We start from the raw sequence: 16,128 nt of genomic DNA on the forward strand, positions 1-16,128 counted from the left end.
ATCGAGGCCGCCTGACCCGGGGGGTCTCCCCGCCGAGGGGAGGGCATGCGGCGGGGCCGGTAGAGTCGGGGCCTCATGCCGGGAATGCCGCGAGTGCTTGCCGTACAGAACGGAGCGAACGGGGGGTCCTGGGCGGTTCGGGGAATGGCTGGCCGCCGCCGGGGTCGCCGTCGACGTGATCACCGCTTTCGACGGGTCCGCCCTCCCGTCACGGCTGGAGCACGACGGCCTGATCGTGCTCGGCGGCGGTTACCTGCCGGACGACGACGACAAGGCCCCCTGGCTGCCGGCCGCCCGCGCCCTCGTCGAGCAGGCCCTCGCCCGGTCGGTGCCGTTCTTCGGTATCTGCCTGGGCGGGCAGATGCTGGCCTCGGTCGCCGGCGGGAAGGTCCAGGGCGACGCCGGGGCCCCCGAGCACGGCAGCACGTCCATCACCATCAGGGCCGAGGCGGCGGACGACGCGGTCTTCGGCGGGCTGCCCGCCGTCGTGCCGGCGGTCGAGAACCACATCGACGCCATCACGGCCCTGCCGCCGGGCGCCGTCTGGCTCGCCGAGACCGAGCGCTGCCCCTACCAGGCCTTCCGGCTGGGCGACCGCGCCTGGGGCGTGCAGTTCCACCCCGAGGTGGGGCCCGAACGCATCCTGCAGTGGGACGCCGAGCACACCCGCCGGCGGGGTCTCTACCTCGACGAGCTGTACGCCGCCGCCGTGGCCGACGACCCTCTCGCGCGGACGGCCTGGGGTGAGGTGGCGTTCCGGTTCGCCGCCGTGGTCGAGCAGGGCGCCTGAAAGCCTCGCGCCTGCACGATACGGACGGAACCGTCCGAACCACGTCGGGAACCCATGTGATCCGCGAATCCGGCCGAACTCGGCATCCGTCGAGGACGGTCCTTTTGTGGCATATGAGACCTATGTGACCTGCGGTTTCGCCGTCCTGCCTAACCGAAAGGTGCCATTGGCCTTACCTCTCATGCCGCTTGGCGCTACTTGAACGCGTGGCGCGTTCCAAGCGGCCACAGTGGCTGTGCGGCACTTCGAGAGAGGTAGCTTCCGTATGGCACGTGGCGGAACGGCTTCCCACAACGGCATGCCTCCCGGTGTGCGCCCGCTGACTGTGGGCGACCCGGTCGTCATCGGGCACTACCTGCTGCTCGGCCGGTTGGGCAGCGGCGGAATGGGCGTGGTCTACCTGGCCGAGCACCCGGGCGGGGGATACGTCGCGCTGAAGACGCCGCATCCGGTGCACCTGGGGGACCCGACGCTGCGGGCCCGCTTCGCCGAGGAGGTCGCGTTCTCCCGGCGCGTGGTGCCGTTCTGCACGGCCGCCGTCATCGAGGACGGTCTCGACGGCGAGCGGCCCTACCTCGTCACCGAGTACGTCCCCGGTCCCGCGCTCTCCCAGGTCGTCGCCGCCGGGGGGCCGCTCACCCCCGACCTCGCGTACGGCGTGGCCCTCGGCACGGCCGCCGCGCTCGTGGCCACGCACGAGGCCGGGCTGGTCCACCGGGACCTCAAGCCCGGCAACGTGCTGCTGTCGCCGCGCGGGCCGTTCGTCATCGACTTCGGGATCGCCCGCGACCTCGACGTCGCGATGGCGCACACGCAGGCCGGCCAGATCATGGGCAGCCCGGGCTGGGTCGCGCCCGAGCGGCTTCGCGGCCACCACGCCATCCCCGCCTCGGACGTCTTCTCCTGGGGCTGCCTGGTCGCGTTCGCGGCGACCGGGTTGCATCCGTTCGGCGCCGGCGACCTCGACGTGCTCACCCGGCGCATCCTGGTCGAGGAGCCTCGGATCGACGCCGTGCCCAAGCTGCTGCGGGGCGGCGTGGCGGCGGCGCTGCGGCGCGAGCCGGCCGACCGCCCGGACGCCGCCTGGCTGCTGGCCTCCCTGCTCGCCGCGGGCGGGGTCCACGTCACCGCCGACCCCCCGGCGGGCGGTCGCCGCCGTGCTCGACGAGATCTGGCAGCCCGTGCCCTACCCGGCGGGGACCATTCCCGGTCGGGCCGCACGTGGTCAGCGCACGCGGGGCAGGGCCGCGCAGGAAGCGGCACAGGGATCGGCGCAGGGGCTGACGCAGGGCAGGGCGGCGCGGCGCCGGGCGGCGCGCTCGCGGGCCCAGATGTCTCACGCGGGCTTCGCGGCGCTCGCCACCGTGACGATCGCCGCGATGACGGTGATCGCGGCGGGCACCGGGTCGGCCCACATGGAGAGCACGGCGGACCCGCCGCCCGCGTTGCCGGTGGTCATCCCCGGTGAGGACAGCGCGCTGCCGCCGGAGGACGTGCTGGCCACCGCCCGGCCGCCGGTGGTGCCCATCGCGGACAACGCCCGGCCCAGGGTGACGGTGACGGCCACGCGGACCATGCCGCCGCCCGGCTCGGTGCCAGGACGGGCGACCGCGGATGGCGGGTGGACCACCCCGGTGCCCTCGCCGCCGGCCGCCGGGGTGACCCTTCGTCCAGGGGAGGGGCGCTGCGTCACCGGGCGGCCGAAGGACTGCCGTTCCACCCGGCCCTCCCCACCGGGACAGCCGGGACACCCCGGGCAGCCCGGCCAGTCTGGGCAACCGGGGCAGAGCCACTCCCCGGTTCCGTCCTCGGGGATCAGCCAGGAGCCGCAGTGGGGCGACGGGGAGTCGCCACCGCCGAGCCCGAGCCCGCCGCCGGAGAGCCGGCCGCCCAGCGTGGTGGCCACCCCCGCGCCGTCCATACCCTGAAACGCCGTCGTGGGCAGGCGCGTCCATGCAGCATGCTGAGTGTTCATGAACGCAGCTCTCGAACTCGACGACGTGACCGTCCGCGTGGTCGGCCGGACCCTGGTGACCGGGGCCGACTGGCGGGTCGAGCACGGCCAGCACTGGGTGATCCTCGGCCCCAACGGCGCGGGGAAGACGACGATGCTCTCGGTCGCCGCGGCCGTACGGCATCCGAGCTCGGGGACGGCCACAGTGCTCGGGCGGCGGCTCGGCCGGGTCGACCTGCGGGAGCTGCGCCGGAGCATCGGCCTGGTCGCGGCCAGTCAGCGGCTCGTGGACGAGTCGCTGCTGGAGGAGGAGGGCGCCACCGCGCTGACCGTCGTGCTCACCGGGCACACCGGGACGAGCGCGCCGTTGTGGGACCGGTACGGCGACGAGGAGCGGGAACGGGCGCACCGGCTGCTGGCCGACCTCGGCTGCAAGGACCTGGCCGACCGCAGGTTCCAGGTGTGCTCGCAGGGGGAGCGGGCTCGGATCCGGGTGGCCAGGGCGCTGATGGCCGATCCGGCGATCCTGCTGCTCGACGAGCCGTTCGCGGGCCTCGACCTGCCGGCGCGGGAGGACCTGATCGAGGCGCTGGAGGACCTGGCGCGCACCCGGCAGGGGCTCACGACCGTGATGGTCACGCACCACCTGGAGGAGGTGCCGGCCACCACGACGCACGCCCTGCTGATGCGGGACACCCGCATCCTGACCGCGGGTCCCGTGGGGGAGGTGCTCACCGGGCCGAAGCTGTCCGAGTGCTTCGGCCGTAGGCTGCGCATCGACTCGCTGGACGGCCGCTGGTACGCCCGCGCGCTGCGGGTCTGACCGGCCCCGCGTACGGCGAGGCCCCGCCGCCGATCCGTCAGATCCCCGGGGGTGACCTGCGGATGGGCGGCGGGGCCCGCCACCGACCTGTGTCCGAGATGTCCGCTGTGGTTAGTGAGCCCCGGCGAACTGCGCCTCCTCCGTCGAGCCCTTCAGGGCCGTCGTGGAGGAGTCCGGCGCGACGGCCGTGCTGACCAGGTCGAAGTATCCGGTGCCGACCTCGCGCTGGTGGCGGGTGGCGGTGTAGCCGCGACGCTCGGCGGCGAACTCGGCCTCCTGGAGCCCGACGTACGCCGTCATGCCCTCCTGCGCGTAGCCGCGGGCCAGGTCGAACATCGAGTAGTTCAGCGAGTGGAAGCCGGCCAGGGTGATGAACTGGAACTTGTACCCCATGTGGCCCAGCTCGCGCTGGAACTTGGCGATCGTCGCGTCGTCCAGGTGCTTCTTCCAGTTGAAGGACGGCGAGCAGTTGTAGGCCAGCATCTGGTCGGGGTACTCCCGCTTGATCGCCTCGGCGAACTCCCGGGCCACGTCGAGGTCGGGCGTGGAGGTCTCCATCCACAGCAGGTCGGCGTACGGCGCGTAGGCGAGGCCCCTGGCGATGCAGGCGTCGACGCCGTTGCGGACCCGGTAGAAGCCCTCGGCGGTGCGGTCGCCGGTGCAGAAGACGCGGTCACGGGGGTCCACGTCGCTGGTCAGGAGGGTCGCGGCCTGGGCGTCGGTCCGCGCGATGACCAGTGAGGGGACGCCCGCCACGTCGGCCGCGAGGCGGGCCGCGTTCAGGGTCTTGATGTGCTGGCCGGTGGGGATCAGCACCTTGCCGCCGAGGTGGCCGCACTTCTTCTCCGAGGCGAGCTGGTCCTCCCAGTGCACGCCCGCCGCGCCGGCCGCGATCATGGCCTTCATCAGCTCGAACGCGTTGAGCACGCCGCCGAAGCCGGCCTCGGCGTCGGCCACGATGGGCGCCAGCCAGTGCGGGGCGTCCTCGTCGCCCTCCGCCCAGCTGATCTGGTCGGCCCGCAGCAGCGCGTTGTTGATCCGGCGGACCACGGCGGGGACCGAGTTGGCCGGGTAGAGGCTCTGGTCGGGGTAGGTGTGACCACTGAGGTTGGCGTCGGCGGCCACCTGCCAGCCGGACAGGTAGATGGCCTTGAGGCCCGCCTTCACCTGCTGCACCGCCTGGTTGCCGGTCAGCGCGCCCAGGGCGTGGACGTACTCCTCGTGATGCAGCAGGTCCCACAGGCGCTCCGCGCCGAGCCGGGCCAGCGTGTGCTCCTCCTGCACCGAGCCGCGCAGGCGGACCACGTCCTCGGCCGTGTAGGTCCGCTCGACGTTCGTCCACCGCGGATTGGTGTCCCAGTCCTGCTGCAGCCGCTGGGCGGCTGCGGTGAGGCGATCCGACATCTCCGGTCACTCCCTTGTTGCGTACGTTGTCGTCACCTGGGGCTTGCTTCCGAGTTTGTGTCGATATCAAGACACTCACAAGGAGGCGCCAGTGGAAAGAACGCCAAATCTTCCGATTTCTGGAAGACTGGCGGGTATTCGACAGTGAAGAAACGCAGAGTTTTCGCTATGGACTAGACCAATCCGCGTGGGGTGGATCACGTACCGCTGGAAGAAACGCGGATTTTTCGCATAAGATCAGGCCATGACCTCCGTCCTGGGTGAAGAACCGCTGTCTTTGACGCACGAGCTCGATCTCCTGGCCTTCGGCCAGCGGCTCAAGCACCTGCGCAAGCAGCGCGGTCTCACGCTCTCCGAGCTCGGCGAGCGCGTCGGGAGAGCGCCCAGCCAGCTGTCGCTGCTGGAGAACGGCAAGCGCGAGCCCAAGCTCTCGCTGCTGAAGTCGCTGGCCGCCGCGCTGAACGTGCCGGTGGAGGAACTGCTGCGCAGGCAGGCGCCGAACCGGCGGGCCCAGCTCGAGATCGCGCTGGAGGAGGCCCAGCGCGACCCGCTCTACGCGGGGCTCGGGCTGAACCGGTTGAAGGTCTCCTCACGGGTGCCGAACGACGTGCTCGAGCACATCCTGGGCCTGTTCGAGGAGCTCAAGGCCAGGGAGGCGAAGGGCACGGCCACGCCGGAGGAGGCGCGGGCGGCCAACGCCGAGCTGCGGCGCAAGCAACGCGAGCTGGGCAACTACTTCGAGGAGATCGAGAAGGCCGCCGCCGAGGCCCTGACCGCAGTCGGCTACCGGACCGGCGCGTTGTCGGAGAGCACCGTCCAGGCGCTGGTGTCGCACTTCGGGTTCGCCGTGCACACCGCCCCCGACCTGCCGCGGTCGGCGCGGTCGGTGACCGACCTGCGCAACCGGCGCATCTACGTCAAACGCCAGCAACTGGGCATGCACACGCCGCGTACCGTGCTGCTGCAGACGCTCGGGCACATCGCGCTCCAGCACCACAAGCCGCGCGACTTCGCCGACTTCCTGCGCCAGCGGGTGGAGGCCAACTACTTCGCCGCGGCCGTCCTCGTGCCCGAGGCGGCGGCCGTGCCGTACCTGCGGGAGGCCAAGCAGGACAAGGCGCTGTCGGTGGAGGACCTGCGCGACGTGTTCGCGGTGTCCTACGAGATGGCGGCGCACCGCTTCACCAATCTCGCCACCCGCCACCTCGACATCGTCTGCCACTTCGTGCGCAACGACGCCGGAGGGATCATCTACAAGGCGTACGAGAACGACGGGATCGTCTTCCCGGCCGACGAGCAGGGGGCGATCGAGGGCCAGCGGATGTGCCAGCAGTGGTCGGGCCGCCAGGTGTTCCTCTCGCCCGACCGGTTCTCGCTGTACTACCAGTACTCCGACTCGCCCACCGGCACGTACTTCTGCGTCGCCCACGTGGACCCGTCGCAGGAGAAGGACTTCGCGATCACGCTGGGCGTGCCGTACCGGGAGTCGCGGTGGTTCCGCGGGCGCGAGACCACCCACCGCACGAAGTCGAACTGCCCGAACGGCGAGTGCTGCCGCCGCCCGCCGGCCGAACTCGCCCAGCGCTGGGAGGGCTACGCGTGGCCGTCGGCGCGCGCCAACTCCCACGTGCTCGCCGCGCTGCCGCCCGGGTCGTTCCCCGGTGTCGACGAGGCCGACGTGTACGCGTTCCTGGAGCGCCACGCCGCTCACGGCTGAGAGGCCCTGCCACGCCTGGAACCCCGACCAGGCCCTCGCCATCCGGGAGCCGCGGTTCCCTCCGGGTGACAAAGGCAGAAAAAAGTGCCTTCTGCCGCCGACCGTGGCACTCGTGCAAGATCGAGGCCGTGAGATTCCTTGCCGCCACCCTGCTGTCCGACGATCCGAGCCTGCCCGGGTACGTCCCGGGCGGCGAGCGTGAGCGGTTCCGGGAGGTCGTCGACTTGGCGGTGTGGGCCGAGCGGATCGGCTACGACGCCTTCGGGGTCGGGGAGCGTCACAACCCGGTGTTCCTGTCGTCGGCGCCGGCGGTGGTGCTGTCGCACATCGCCGCGAAGACGACCCGCATCCGGCTGGTCACGACCGTGGCGGTGCTGTCGCTCGCGGATCCCGTACGGACCGCCGAGGAGTACGCGACGCTCGACCATCTCAGCGACGGACGCCTGGATCTGATCATCGGTAAGGGGAACGATCCCGTCTCGCCCGGAATGTTCGGCGTGGCGGAGGACGAGCTGTGGGACCGTCTGGAGGAGAGCTACGAGCTGGTTCGGCGGCTGTGGCGCGAGGAGCGGGTGACCTGGTCCGGACGGTACCGGCCCGAGCTGAAGGACGCGACGACCCGGCCGCGCCCGTTCCAGCGGCCGGCCCCGCGGGTGTGGCACGGCTCGGCGACGAGTGAGCGCTCGATCGACCTGGCCGCGAAGTGGGGGGACCCGCTCTACTCGGCCAACGGGTTCCGGCGCACCGAGCACTACCTCGGCCTGGTGCGCCGTTATCGGGAGCGGCTCGCCCGGTACGGGCACGACCCGGATTCCGCGCTGGTGGGCGTGGGGGCGCACTCGCCGGTCATCACCGATCGGTCCCAGGACGCGCTCGCCCTGGCCCGGCCCGCCTTCGAGTCCTTCCGGCGCATGCCCGTCGCCAGCCGCAACCACTTCCCGTTCGACTCGTTCGAGGACTTCCTGGCGAACGGGTCGGCGCTGGTGGGCACGGCCGAGCAGGTCACCGCCAAGCTGCTGGACCTGCATGCCTCCTTCGGCAACCAGGTCTTCGGCGTCGGCCTGGAGGGGTTCTTCTTCGCCGATTCCGCGGTCACCCGGGCCCACCTGGAGCGCTTCTTCGCCGAGGTGGTCCCCGTCGTGCGCAGGGAGATCCCCACCCCCGCCTGGGAGGCGGCGGCGGCCGATTCCCCACTGGACCTACCGGGAGGGTGAAGTAATATCGCCGTGGGGGTGGGGTGCCATGGCCGCGAGATCCTCCGACGGCGACACGCGACGGGAGTGGGTGCCCGCGGTCCTGGCCGCACGCGACGACACGACCCGCCGGGTACGCGAGGTGCTGGACCGGGTGGGCGAGAAGTGGGCGGTGACCGTCATCGCCGAGCTCGGCAGGAAGCCGCGGCGCTACAACGAGCTGCGGCGTGCCATTCCGGGCGTCAGCCAGCGCATGCTGACCGCGACCCTGCGCGGCCTCGAACGCGACGGACTGGTGCGGCGCACCGTGCATCCGGTGGTCCCGCCGCGTGTCGACTACGAGCTGACCCCGCTCGGCGGGACCCTGCTGGACACCGTGTCGGCGCTGCTCGACTGGGCCGTGGAGCACATCGACGACGTCGACGGGGCCCGCGCCGAGTACGACGGCCGGCAGGAGGTCGCGGCTCCGGGATGACGTCCGAGCGGGTCGGGACGGCTCAGGCGCCGACCTCGATCACGATCTTGCCGCGGGTGTGACCGTCCTCCACCACCCGCAGCGCCGCGGGCGCCTGCTCGAAGGGGAACACCTGCGTGACGAACGGCCGGAGTGCGCCGGTCACAGCCAGGTCCGCCACCGCCTCCAGTACCGCTCTGTCGCGGACCCGCTCGACCGGCGAGCCGCCCAGACGGTCGACCGTCTCCCAGTCGACCGCCGTGATCAGCTTTGACCGGTCCTCCAGCAGGCCGGCCACCTCCTCCAGCGCGCTGCCGCCGACCAGGTCGTAGATCGCGTCGACGCCGTCCGGCGCCGCGGCCCGCACGCGGTCGGCCGCGCCCGGTCCCGGCTCGACGTGGACCACGCCCAGCGACTCGAGGAAGTCCTTCTTGCCCGCACCGGCGGTGCCGATCACCCTCACACCGGTGTGCTTGGCGATCTGCGCCGCCGCCACCCCGACGCCCCCTCCGACGCCGGTGATCAGCAGGGTGGCGCCGGGCGGCAGACCCAGTTGCCGCACGCCGTCGTACGCGGTGGCGGCCGCGATGGGCAGCGTCGCCGCGTCGGCGAACGACAGGCCGGCGGGCTTGGGCGCGGTCAGTTCGAGCGGAAGCAGCGCGTACTCGGCGTACCCGCCGGCGACGGTGTTGCCGAAGACCTCGTCGCCGGGCGCGAACTCGCCGGCGCCGTCCCCCACCTCCTCGACCACTCCGGAGACCTCGCCGCCGAACACGGCCGGGAAGTCGACCGGAGCGATCTGCGCGAGGTAGCCGCTGCGCCGCTTCCAATCGACGGGGTTGACCCCCGCCGCCCGCACCGCGACCAGCACCTGCCCGGGACCGGGGACCGGCCGCTCCACCTCCGCGAACGTCTCCACCTCCGGACCGCCGTACTGCGTGAACACGTATGCCTTCGGCATGGGAACCTCCTGTCTCGGACATGTGCGACAGGAAATAACCTACTCAACATGTAGGGCTTATAGGAATAGGGCTTTCGCGGTGAACATGAGGACATGCCCGGCGAGCGGTCGTCCGGGCGTTATGCCCGGCTCAACTCGTCGGCGGGCGCCGGTCAGTTCCCGGCGGCGCCGGTCAGTTCCCGACTGGTCATTTCTCGACGGCGGCGCGGACGAACGCCATGAGGTGCTCGCGCAGCGCCTCGCGTCCCTCGGGGGTCGCCGCCTCCTCCCCGACCGTGATCCGGGCGAGCTGTGGCATGACGGTCGGCCACATCGCCATGCCCACCAGCGTGAACACCATCCGGGCGACCGAGGCGTCCGGCTCCCGGCCGAGGCCCTCGGCGAGCGATTCGGTCTTCGACCGGCACTTGTCCACCCGGAGCTCCTGGCCGGGCAGCAGGTCGTCCTCGCCCCGGTAGTGCAGGGCCTCCCACATCAGCAGGCGTACCAGGTCGGGGTGGGTGGAGTAGAAGTCGAAGAGGTTGCCGACGTACTCCTCGGGGTCCTTGCCCGGCATCGCCACCGCAGCGGCGACCTCGTCGAGGGCCGTCTTGATCACGGTGTCGAACAGCTTCTCCTTGCTGCCGAAGTGCCCGTAGATCCGCTCCTTGTTGACGCCCGCCCGCTCGGCGATGCGGTCCACCCGGGCGCCCGCCACGCCGTAGGCCGCGAACTCCGTCCGGGCGGCCTCGAGCAGGGCGGCCTTGGTGGCGGCGGTGGGGTCCTTGGCGTCTTTGCGGGGCGACATCGGCTTCCTCCGTGTTCATAAGCGGCCGGGGGGTTCAGGGGTGGTCTCAGCATACCCGTCTCGGCCACCAACTAGTTGGTTGACAGCCAACTGGTTGGTTGGCTAACGTCCTCGGCCATGAGCACATCGACGTCCGTCCTCCTCCCGCCCGCCACGGGCGAGAGCCATGCCTCCGCGCGGCGTACCGTGGCCGCGTTCGTGCCGGCCGGGCTCCTCGCCACCGGGCACCTCTACGTCGTGATCCCCCTGCTGGCCCGGATGTCGGCCGACTGGGGCGCCCCCGCCGCCGTCCTGACCTGGCTCGTCAGCGCCTTCGGCCTCGGCTACGCCGGCGGCTTCCTGGTGTTCGGCCCGCTGTCCGACCTGTACGGCAGGCGCCGCGTGATGACCTGGGGCATGGCGGCCACGGCGGTGACGACCGCGCTGGTCGCGCTGAGCCCCGGGACCGGGGCGGCAGTCGCTCTGCGGGTGGTGGAGGGCGTCACCACCGCCGTCTTCGCCCCCACCGCCTTCGCCTACATCGCCGAGCGCGTCGAACCCCGCCATCGGGCGGTCGCGATGACCTCCGTGGTCAGCGCGCTGTTCGCCTCGGCAGTGGTCGCCCAGCTCGCCGGCAAGGCGCTCGTCGACCTGCTCGGGTGGCGGCCGGTCTTCCTGCTCGGCGGCGCCGCGTTCGCCGTCGTGACCGTGGTGCTGCGCCGGGTGATGCTGCCCGACACCGCCCGCCGTGCCGGAGCGAACCCCTATGCGGTCGTCCCCGCGCTGCTGCGCGACCCGCGCCTGGTTCTGGTGTACGCCGCCACGCTGACGGTCCTCGGCGCGTTCGTCGCCCTCTACACCGCGTTGCAGCTCGAAGGTCCCGCGGGCATCGCCGGCGACCCCTCCGCGCTGCTGGCACTGCGGGCCACCGCGCTGCCGGCGATCATCGCCATCCCGTTCGCCACGCCGTACCTGGCCCGGATCTCCCCGGCCCGCAGGGCGGCGCTGGCGATCGGTCTCGCCGCGCTGCTCGCGCTGGTGGTCGGGCTGGCCGCCCCCGGCGTCGCCGCGCTGGCGGTGCTGCTGGCCGTCTTCGCCTTCGCGATCGGCGTCGCCGCCCCCGCCGTGATCGAGACCGTGGGCCTGCTGGCCGGTCCCGCGCGGGCCACGGCCGTCTCCCTGTTCACCTTCTTCCTGTTCACCGGGGCCAGCATCGGTCCGGTCGTGGCCTCGGCCGCCGCGCCGTACGGCTTCGCCGCCCTCATGTACGGCGTGGCGGGGGTGCTCGTGCTGGGAGGGGGACTCGTGCTGATCGCCTCCTCCGGCCGCCGCATAAGGTGATGCCAGTGAACGTGGCGGACAGGGGGAGGACGGGCGTGCTGCCTGAGGTGGAGGCCTGGCTGAGTCGGCGTACCTCGTCGGCGGCCGACTGGCCGGCCCGCGCCCTGCTGTCCGCCAAGGGGGGCGCCACTGTCTCGGTGGTGCTGCCCGCGAGGAACGAGGAGGAGACGGTCGGAGAGATCGTCTCCGCCGTGCGCCGTGACCTCGTCGAGGCCGTGCCGCTCGTGGACGAGCTGGTCGTGATCGACTCCCGGTCGTCGGACGACACGGCGGCCCGGGCCTTACGCGCCGGGGCGAAGGTCTTCGCGCAGGACGAGATCCTGCCCGAGCTGCACGACCCGAGCTATGACGGCAAGGGCGAGGCGCTGTGGAAGTCCCTCGCGGTGACGACCGGCGACCTGGTGGTTTTCGTCGACGCCGACCTGCGCGAGTTCCGGACCTCGTTCGTGACCGGCCTGCTCGGGCCTCTGCTGGCCGACCCCGCCGTCGGATACGTGAAGGCGTGCTACGACCGGCCGCTGCTCGGCGCGACGGAACCGAACGCCGGGGGCCGGGTCACCGAGCTGGTCGCCCGGCCGCTGCTCAACCTGCACTGGCCGCTGCTCGCCGGGTTCGTGCAGCCGCTCGCGGGCGAGTACGCCGGGCGCCGCGGGGTCCTGGAACGGGTGCCGTTCGTCACCGGGTACGGCGTGGAGCTGGGACTCCTCATCGACCTCCTGGACATGGTGGGGCTCGACGCGCTCGCCCAGGTCGACCTGGGCCGCCGGGTCCACTCCCACCAGTCGACGGAGGCGCTCGGCGGGATGGCCGGGCAGATCATGCACACCGCCTGGGCGCGGCTGGAGCGCCAGGACAAGATCGTTCCGTTGCACGAGCCGTCCGCGCGGCTCGTCCAGTTCGAACGCGGCCCCGCCGGGCACCGCCCGCTGACGCGGGACGTCGGCGTGGCCGAACGCCCGCCGATGGCGACGATCCCGCAGTACGCGTCCCGGCTACGCTGAGCGGCTCCTTCCGCCGAGGTGTTACCGTTGGTAACACCAAGGAGAGGAGAGCCCCCGATGACCTTCTGCCCCGAGTTGAGCGACGACCTCCGCGAACTGCGCGACTGGGTCCACGAGTTCGCCCGGGACGTCGTCCGCCCGGCTGGGGCGGAGTGGGACGAGCGCGAGGAGACGCCCTGGCCGGTCATCCAGGAGGCCGCCAAGATCGGGCTGTACTCGCTGGACTTCTTCGCGCAGCAGTGGTTCGAGGAGTCGGGGCTCGGCCTGCCCGTGGCGTTCGAGGAGCTCTTCTGGGGGGACGCCGGGATCGGCCTGTCGATCGTGGGCACCGGCCTCGCCGCCGCCTCCATCGCCGCGAACGGCACCCCCGAGCAGATGGGGGAGTGGCTGCCCCAGATGTTCGGCACTCCCGACGACGTCAAGCTCGGCGCGTTCTGCTCCTCGGAGCCGGACGCCGGCAGCGACGTCGGCGCGATCAGGACGCGGGCCGTCTACGACGAGGCGAAGGACGAGTGGGTCCTCAACGGCGTGAAGACCTGGGCCACCAACGGCGGCATCGCCAACGTCCACGTCATCGTGGCCTCGGTCGACCCTTCCCTCGGCACCCGGGGCCAGGCGTCCTTCGTGGTCCCTCCCGGCACGCGCGGCCTGTCCCAGGGGCAGAAGTTCAAGAAGCACGGCATCCGCGCCTCGCACACCGCCGAGGTCGTCCTGGACGACGTACGGGTGCCCGGCCGGTGCCTGGTGGGCGGTAAGGAGAAGCTGGACGAGCGGCTCGCCCGGGTGCGCGCGGGCGCGCGGTCCGGCGAGCAGGCCGCGATGCGGACGTTCGAGACCACCCGTCCCCTCGTCGCCGCCATGGCCGTCGGCGTCGCCCGCGCGGCCTTCGAGTACGCCCGCGACTACGCCCGGGAGCGCGAGCAGTTCGGCCGCAGGATCGGGGAGAACCAGGCGGTCGCCTTCCTGCTCGCCGACATGGCCACCCGGGTGGACGTCGCCCGGCTGATGACCTGGCGGGCGGCGTGGATGGCCCGGCACGGACGGCGGTTCGAGCAGGCCGAAGGATCGATGAGCAAGCTGGTCGCGAGCGAGACGGCCGTCTGGACGACCGAGCAGGCCATCCAGATCCTCGGCGGGGCCGGCTACACCCGCGAGCACCCGGTCGAGCGCTTCCACCGCGACGCCAAGATTTTCACGATCTTCGAGGGCACCAGCGAGATCCAGCGCCTCATCATCGGCCGCGCCGTCACCAACCTGCCGGTTCGCTGAGTCGATCGCCAACCGCGACCTGACATTCAGGCCCCTTGACGACCGGACGGCCTGCTGACGGTTGGTGGCTGGTCGCGGATCAGCTGTCAGTAGGGCCGGCGTCGACTACGGTTCGGGCACGAGGTCATGCGCTCAACCAGGTACACGATCACGTACCCGGTCCGGCTGGCAGGCATCGCTGCCAACTCGTGCGTCTCGTTGGCCCGCCCTCGGCGCACCACCCCGGAGCTCGGGCGGCGCTCAGTCCGTGTCCGATCCGGTCTTCCACGCGAGACGGAGCTGCTCTTCGGCATCGGTGGCTTGGCGAAGACCCGCCTGGTAGGCCGGTTCCCAGGCCGTCCGGTCATTCAGGTCCGAGCCGAACGCGCGTACTGACTCCGGATCGGGCTCGAGGGTCACCACTGTTTGCGCCCCGGCGACCGCCAGCTCCTGGTGGAGCAACTCGCGGGGAAACAGATGCGCCTGCGGGTCGATCACGACGAGCGTGCGGGCTCCGGCCGCGAGTCCGGCGTTGGTCGCCGACCGCAGGGAGCCGTCCATGTAACGGCGGCCGTTGATGGTGATCGGTGGGTAGATGCCCGGGAAGGCGGTGCTTGCCGCCACGGCGGAGGGCAGTGGTGCGCCACTGGCACGGTCGAAGACCTCCTGCTCGCCCGTCTCGGCGTCCAGCGCGGTGATGAGCAGCTGCCGGTCCGGCCATTGGTCTGCGCCGGTCATGGCGCGCATCCGGGCGATATGTGCCTGCTCGGGGCCGGTCTCGGCGGCGAGCGCGATCTGGCCCACTCGGCGCCGCGCCTCGTCCGGGTTCGAGGCGGCACCGGCGAGCACCGCGAACGCCTCGCCCAGCCGGCGCCCGTCCACCTGGGGAGGAGTGCTGCCGGAGTCGGCAGGGCGCACCGGGGTGGCGAGCCGGTCGGGGTCCTGGCCGGTGGCCAGCAGTGCGGCGGTGATCGCGCCGGCCGAGGTGCCGACGATCAGGTCGGCCTCGCCGAGATCCACCCCGGCGCGGCGCAGTCCACAGGCAAGCCCAGCCATCCAGGCCATGCCGATGAGACCTCCGGCGCCCAGTACGAGTGCCCGGTCGAGTGAGTGCATGACTGTCTCCTCCCATTGTTGAAACAGTCGTACCATATACTGACGTAGGCTGAGATCGGCGCCGGCGAGAGGATGGATCCACCGTGGGGCGACCCCCAGATCCCGCCCGACGGGAGGCCACGCTGGCGCGGGCGACCGATTACGTACTGGCGCACGGCCTGGCCGGGTTGAGTTTGCGGCCGCTGGCCGCGGCTCTCGGTACCAGCCCGCGAATGCTGCTCTACGACTTCGGCAGTAAGCAGGAGTTGGTCTCTGCCGTCCTTGCCGAGGCCCGCCGCCGCGGTGCGACACGGTTGGCTGAGAACCTCCCGCCGGAGGCGGGCTCTCCGGAGGAACGCCTGCGCGGCATCTGGGCCTGGATGAGCGCGCCCGAGCGCGCCCCCTACGTCCGGCTGATCTTCGAGGTGCACGCCGACGGCCTGGCTCACCCCGAGAACTACCCGGACCGAGCCGAGGCGATCACGAATTGGTTCGACACCCTCGGCGCCACATTCCGCGACATCGCCACCACCCCTGACGACACCGTCACTCCCACGTTGGTCATGGCCGTCATCCGGGGCCTCCTGTTCGATCTGACGACCACCGGCGACCGTCACCGCACCGACCGCGCCCTGGACCGCTTCTGCGAACTCCTCCGGTATTGAATAAGACAAACGATCACGCTGTTACCGCAGGTCACAGCGCAGAATCTGCCCGCTGGCAGGAGGCATTCGATGCCCTGACGGGCCGGATCGCGGGCCGGTTCACGCGGGTCGAACCCCGCCGGCGGATACGGCGAGCCCGGCCAGGCCCTTTCCGGGCTGGAACGTCTCCTCCACTCGCCACCTTGTTCAAGCGACACGCACCAGGGGCACCCCGTTTGGGGTGGCCTCCCCGGCCCACTCGGCGATGGTCCAGCAGTTCTTGCGGGGCAGATCCGAAAGGAGACCGAGCACTAACTCGACGAGCACCAGGTCTGCCGCTAGAGGTCTCAGCAGAACATGAGGGAGACGTCCTGCCGGATGCACACCTGCAGGACTTCGATCAGGTCTTGTCCCCGTTCCGCGTACGCCTGCCAGTGTTCCGAAGGCCTGGTACGCCATGACGAGACGATCTCAGAGAGGCGGGGTAGCACCTGGGCGCATTCAGCCGCCGTCAGATCGCCGCTGTCATCCGGATGATCCAGTAGGGGGGCAAGGCTTGTCTCCACCGTGTCCCATGAGCGGTCACCGCCAAATCCGACCATCGAATCGAGGTCGAATCCCTCTGCTGTCGCCAGTGCTCTTCGGAAGTGGCCGAACCAGGTGCACGACCAGCTTACGTTACTGGTGACATCGTCGTTGGCTGGAGTGAGTATCACGCCCACCCGAACACCCCCTAC

15 protein-coding genes are annotated in these 16,128 nt (G+C 71.4%); 10 read left to right on the forward strand and 5 right to left on the reverse strand.

Annotated elements, in window-relative coordinates; translation table 11 throughout:
• Positions 1–97 precede the first annotated feature (97 nt).
• From B1L11_RS30440 to B1L11_RS30450, 3 genes are all read left to right on the forward strand, one after another.
• Positions 98–790: a type 1 glutamine amidotransferase gene (locus B1L11_RS30440; protein WP_079318797.1), complete on the forward strand. Its 693-nt coding sequence runs from the start codon at positions 98–100 to the stop codon at positions 788–790.
• A 310-nt stretch (positions 791–1,100) separates the two neighbouring features.
• A complete protein-coding gene (locus B1L11_RS30445; protein WP_179155395.1) occupies positions 1,101–2,258 on the forward strand; it encodes a serine/threonine-protein kinase in 1,158 nt (385 codons plus the stop codon).
• A gap of 505 nt (positions 2,259–2,763) precedes the next feature.
• Complete coding sequence (locus B1L11_RS30450; RefSeq protein ID WP_079318801.1) at positions 2,764–3,567, forward strand: ABC transporter ATP-binding protein; 804 nt, start codon at positions 2,764–2,766, stop codon at positions 3,565–3,567.
• Between the two features lie 111 nt (positions 3,568–3,678).
• Here the strand turns inward: B1L11_RS30450 and aceA are convergent, their stop codons facing one another.
• Positions 3,679–4,971: an isocitrate lyase gene (gene aceA, locus B1L11_RS30455; RefSeq protein WP_079318815.1), complete on the reverse strand. Its 1,293-nt coding sequence runs from the start codon at positions 4,969–4,971 to the stop codon at positions 3,679–3,681.
• A 244-nt stretch (positions 4,972–5,215) separates the two neighbouring features.
• On the opposite strand from aceA, the gene B1L11_RS30460 reads away from it, so the two are divergent.
• From B1L11_RS30460 to B1L11_RS30470, 3 genes are all read left to right on the forward strand, one after another.
• Complete coding sequence (locus B1L11_RS30460; RefSeq protein WP_079318817.1) at positions 5,216–6,688, forward strand: helix-turn-helix domain-containing protein; 1,473 nt, start codon at positions 5,216–5,218, stop codon at positions 6,686–6,688.
• A gap of 128 nt (positions 6,689–6,816) precedes the next feature.
• Positions 6,817–7,902 (forward strand): LLM class flavin-dependent oxidoreductase, encoded by a 1,086-nt coding sequence (locus B1L11_RS30465; RefSeq protein WP_079318819.1) that lies wholly within the window; start codon positions 6,817–6,819, stop codon positions 7,900–7,902.
• Positions 7,903–7,930: 28 nt separating this feature from the next.
• Positions 7,931–8,356, forward strand: coding sequence for a helix-turn-helix domain-containing protein (locus B1L11_RS30470; protein ID WP_079318821.1), 426 nt, complete (start codon positions 7,931–7,933; stop codon positions 8,354–8,356).
• A 22-nt stretch (positions 8,357–8,378) separates the two neighbouring features.
• On the opposite strand, the gene B1L11_RS30475 is transcribed toward B1L11_RS30470, so the two are convergent.
• Together B1L11_RS30475 and B1L11_RS30480 are read right to left on the reverse strand one after the other, a co-directional pair.
• The gene (locus tag B1L11_RS30475) at positions 8,379–9,296 is read right to left on the reverse strand and encodes an NADP-dependent oxidoreductase (RefSeq protein ID WP_079318823.1); all 918 of its coding nucleotides are present in this window, start codon (positions 9,294–9,296) and stop codon (positions 8,379–8,381) included.
• 187 nt (positions 9,297–9,483) lie between these two features.
• Entirely contained in the window at positions 9,484–10,083 is a 600-nt protein-coding gene (locus B1L11_RS30480; protein WP_079318825.1) for a TetR/AcrR family transcriptional regulator, read from the reverse strand.
• A gap of 117 nt (positions 10,084–10,200) precedes the next feature.
• Here B1L11_RS30480 and B1L11_RS30485 point away from each other — a divergent pair, with 117 nt between their 5' ends.
• Genes B1L11_RS30485 through B1L11_RS30495 form a run of 3 tightly spaced genes read left to right on the forward strand, consistent with a single transcriptional unit; the run spans position 10,201 to position 13,673 of the window.
• Entirely contained in the window at positions 10,201–11,403 is a 1,203-nt protein-coding gene (locus B1L11_RS30485) for an MFS transporter (RefSeq protein WP_079318827.1), read from the forward strand.
• A gap of 35 nt (positions 11,404–11,438) precedes the next feature.
• A complete protein-coding gene (locus tag B1L11_RS30490; RefSeq protein ID WP_218671415.1) occupies positions 11,439–12,404 on the forward strand; it encodes a glucosyl-3-phosphoglycerate synthase in 966 nt (321 codons plus the stop codon).
• Positions 12,405–12,461: 57 nt separating this feature from the next.
• A complete protein-coding gene (locus B1L11_RS30495) occupies positions 12,462–13,673 on the forward strand; it encodes an acyl-CoA dehydrogenase family protein (RefSeq protein ID WP_079318831.1) in 1,212 nt (403 codons plus the stop codon).
• 240 nt (positions 13,674–13,913) lie between these two features.
• Here the strand turns inward: B1L11_RS30495 and B1L11_RS30500 are convergent, their stop codons facing one another.
• Positions 13,914–14,768, reverse strand: a complete 855-nt coding sequence (locus B1L11_RS30500) for a patatin-like phospholipase family protein (RefSeq protein WP_079318833.1) — start codon at positions 14,766–14,768, stop codon at positions 13,914–13,916.
• Positions 14,769–14,851: 83 nt separating this feature from the next.
• Here B1L11_RS30500 and B1L11_RS30505 point away from each other — a divergent pair, with 83 nt between their 5' ends.
• Entirely contained in the window at positions 14,852–15,412 is a 561-nt protein-coding gene (locus B1L11_RS30505; protein WP_079318835.1) for a TetR/AcrR family transcriptional regulator, read from the forward strand.
• A 326-nt stretch (positions 15,413–15,738) separates the two neighbouring features.
• Here B1L11_RS30505 and B1L11_RS30510 read toward each other — a convergent pair whose 3' ends face one another.
• Positions 15,739–16,113 carry a hypothetical protein gene (locus B1L11_RS30510; RefSeq protein WP_079318837.1) on the reverse strand — a complete coding sequence of 125 codons (375 nt, stop codon included), beginning with the start codon at positions 16,111–16,113 and terminating at the stop codon, positions 15,739–15,741.
• Between the last annotated feature and the right edge of the window lie 15 nt (positions 16,114–16,128).

The organism is Microbispora sp. GKU 823, assembly GCF_002027145.1.
Lineage (GTDB): Bacteria > Actinomycetota > Actinomycetes > Streptosporangiales > Streptosporangiaceae > Microbispora > Microbispora siamensis.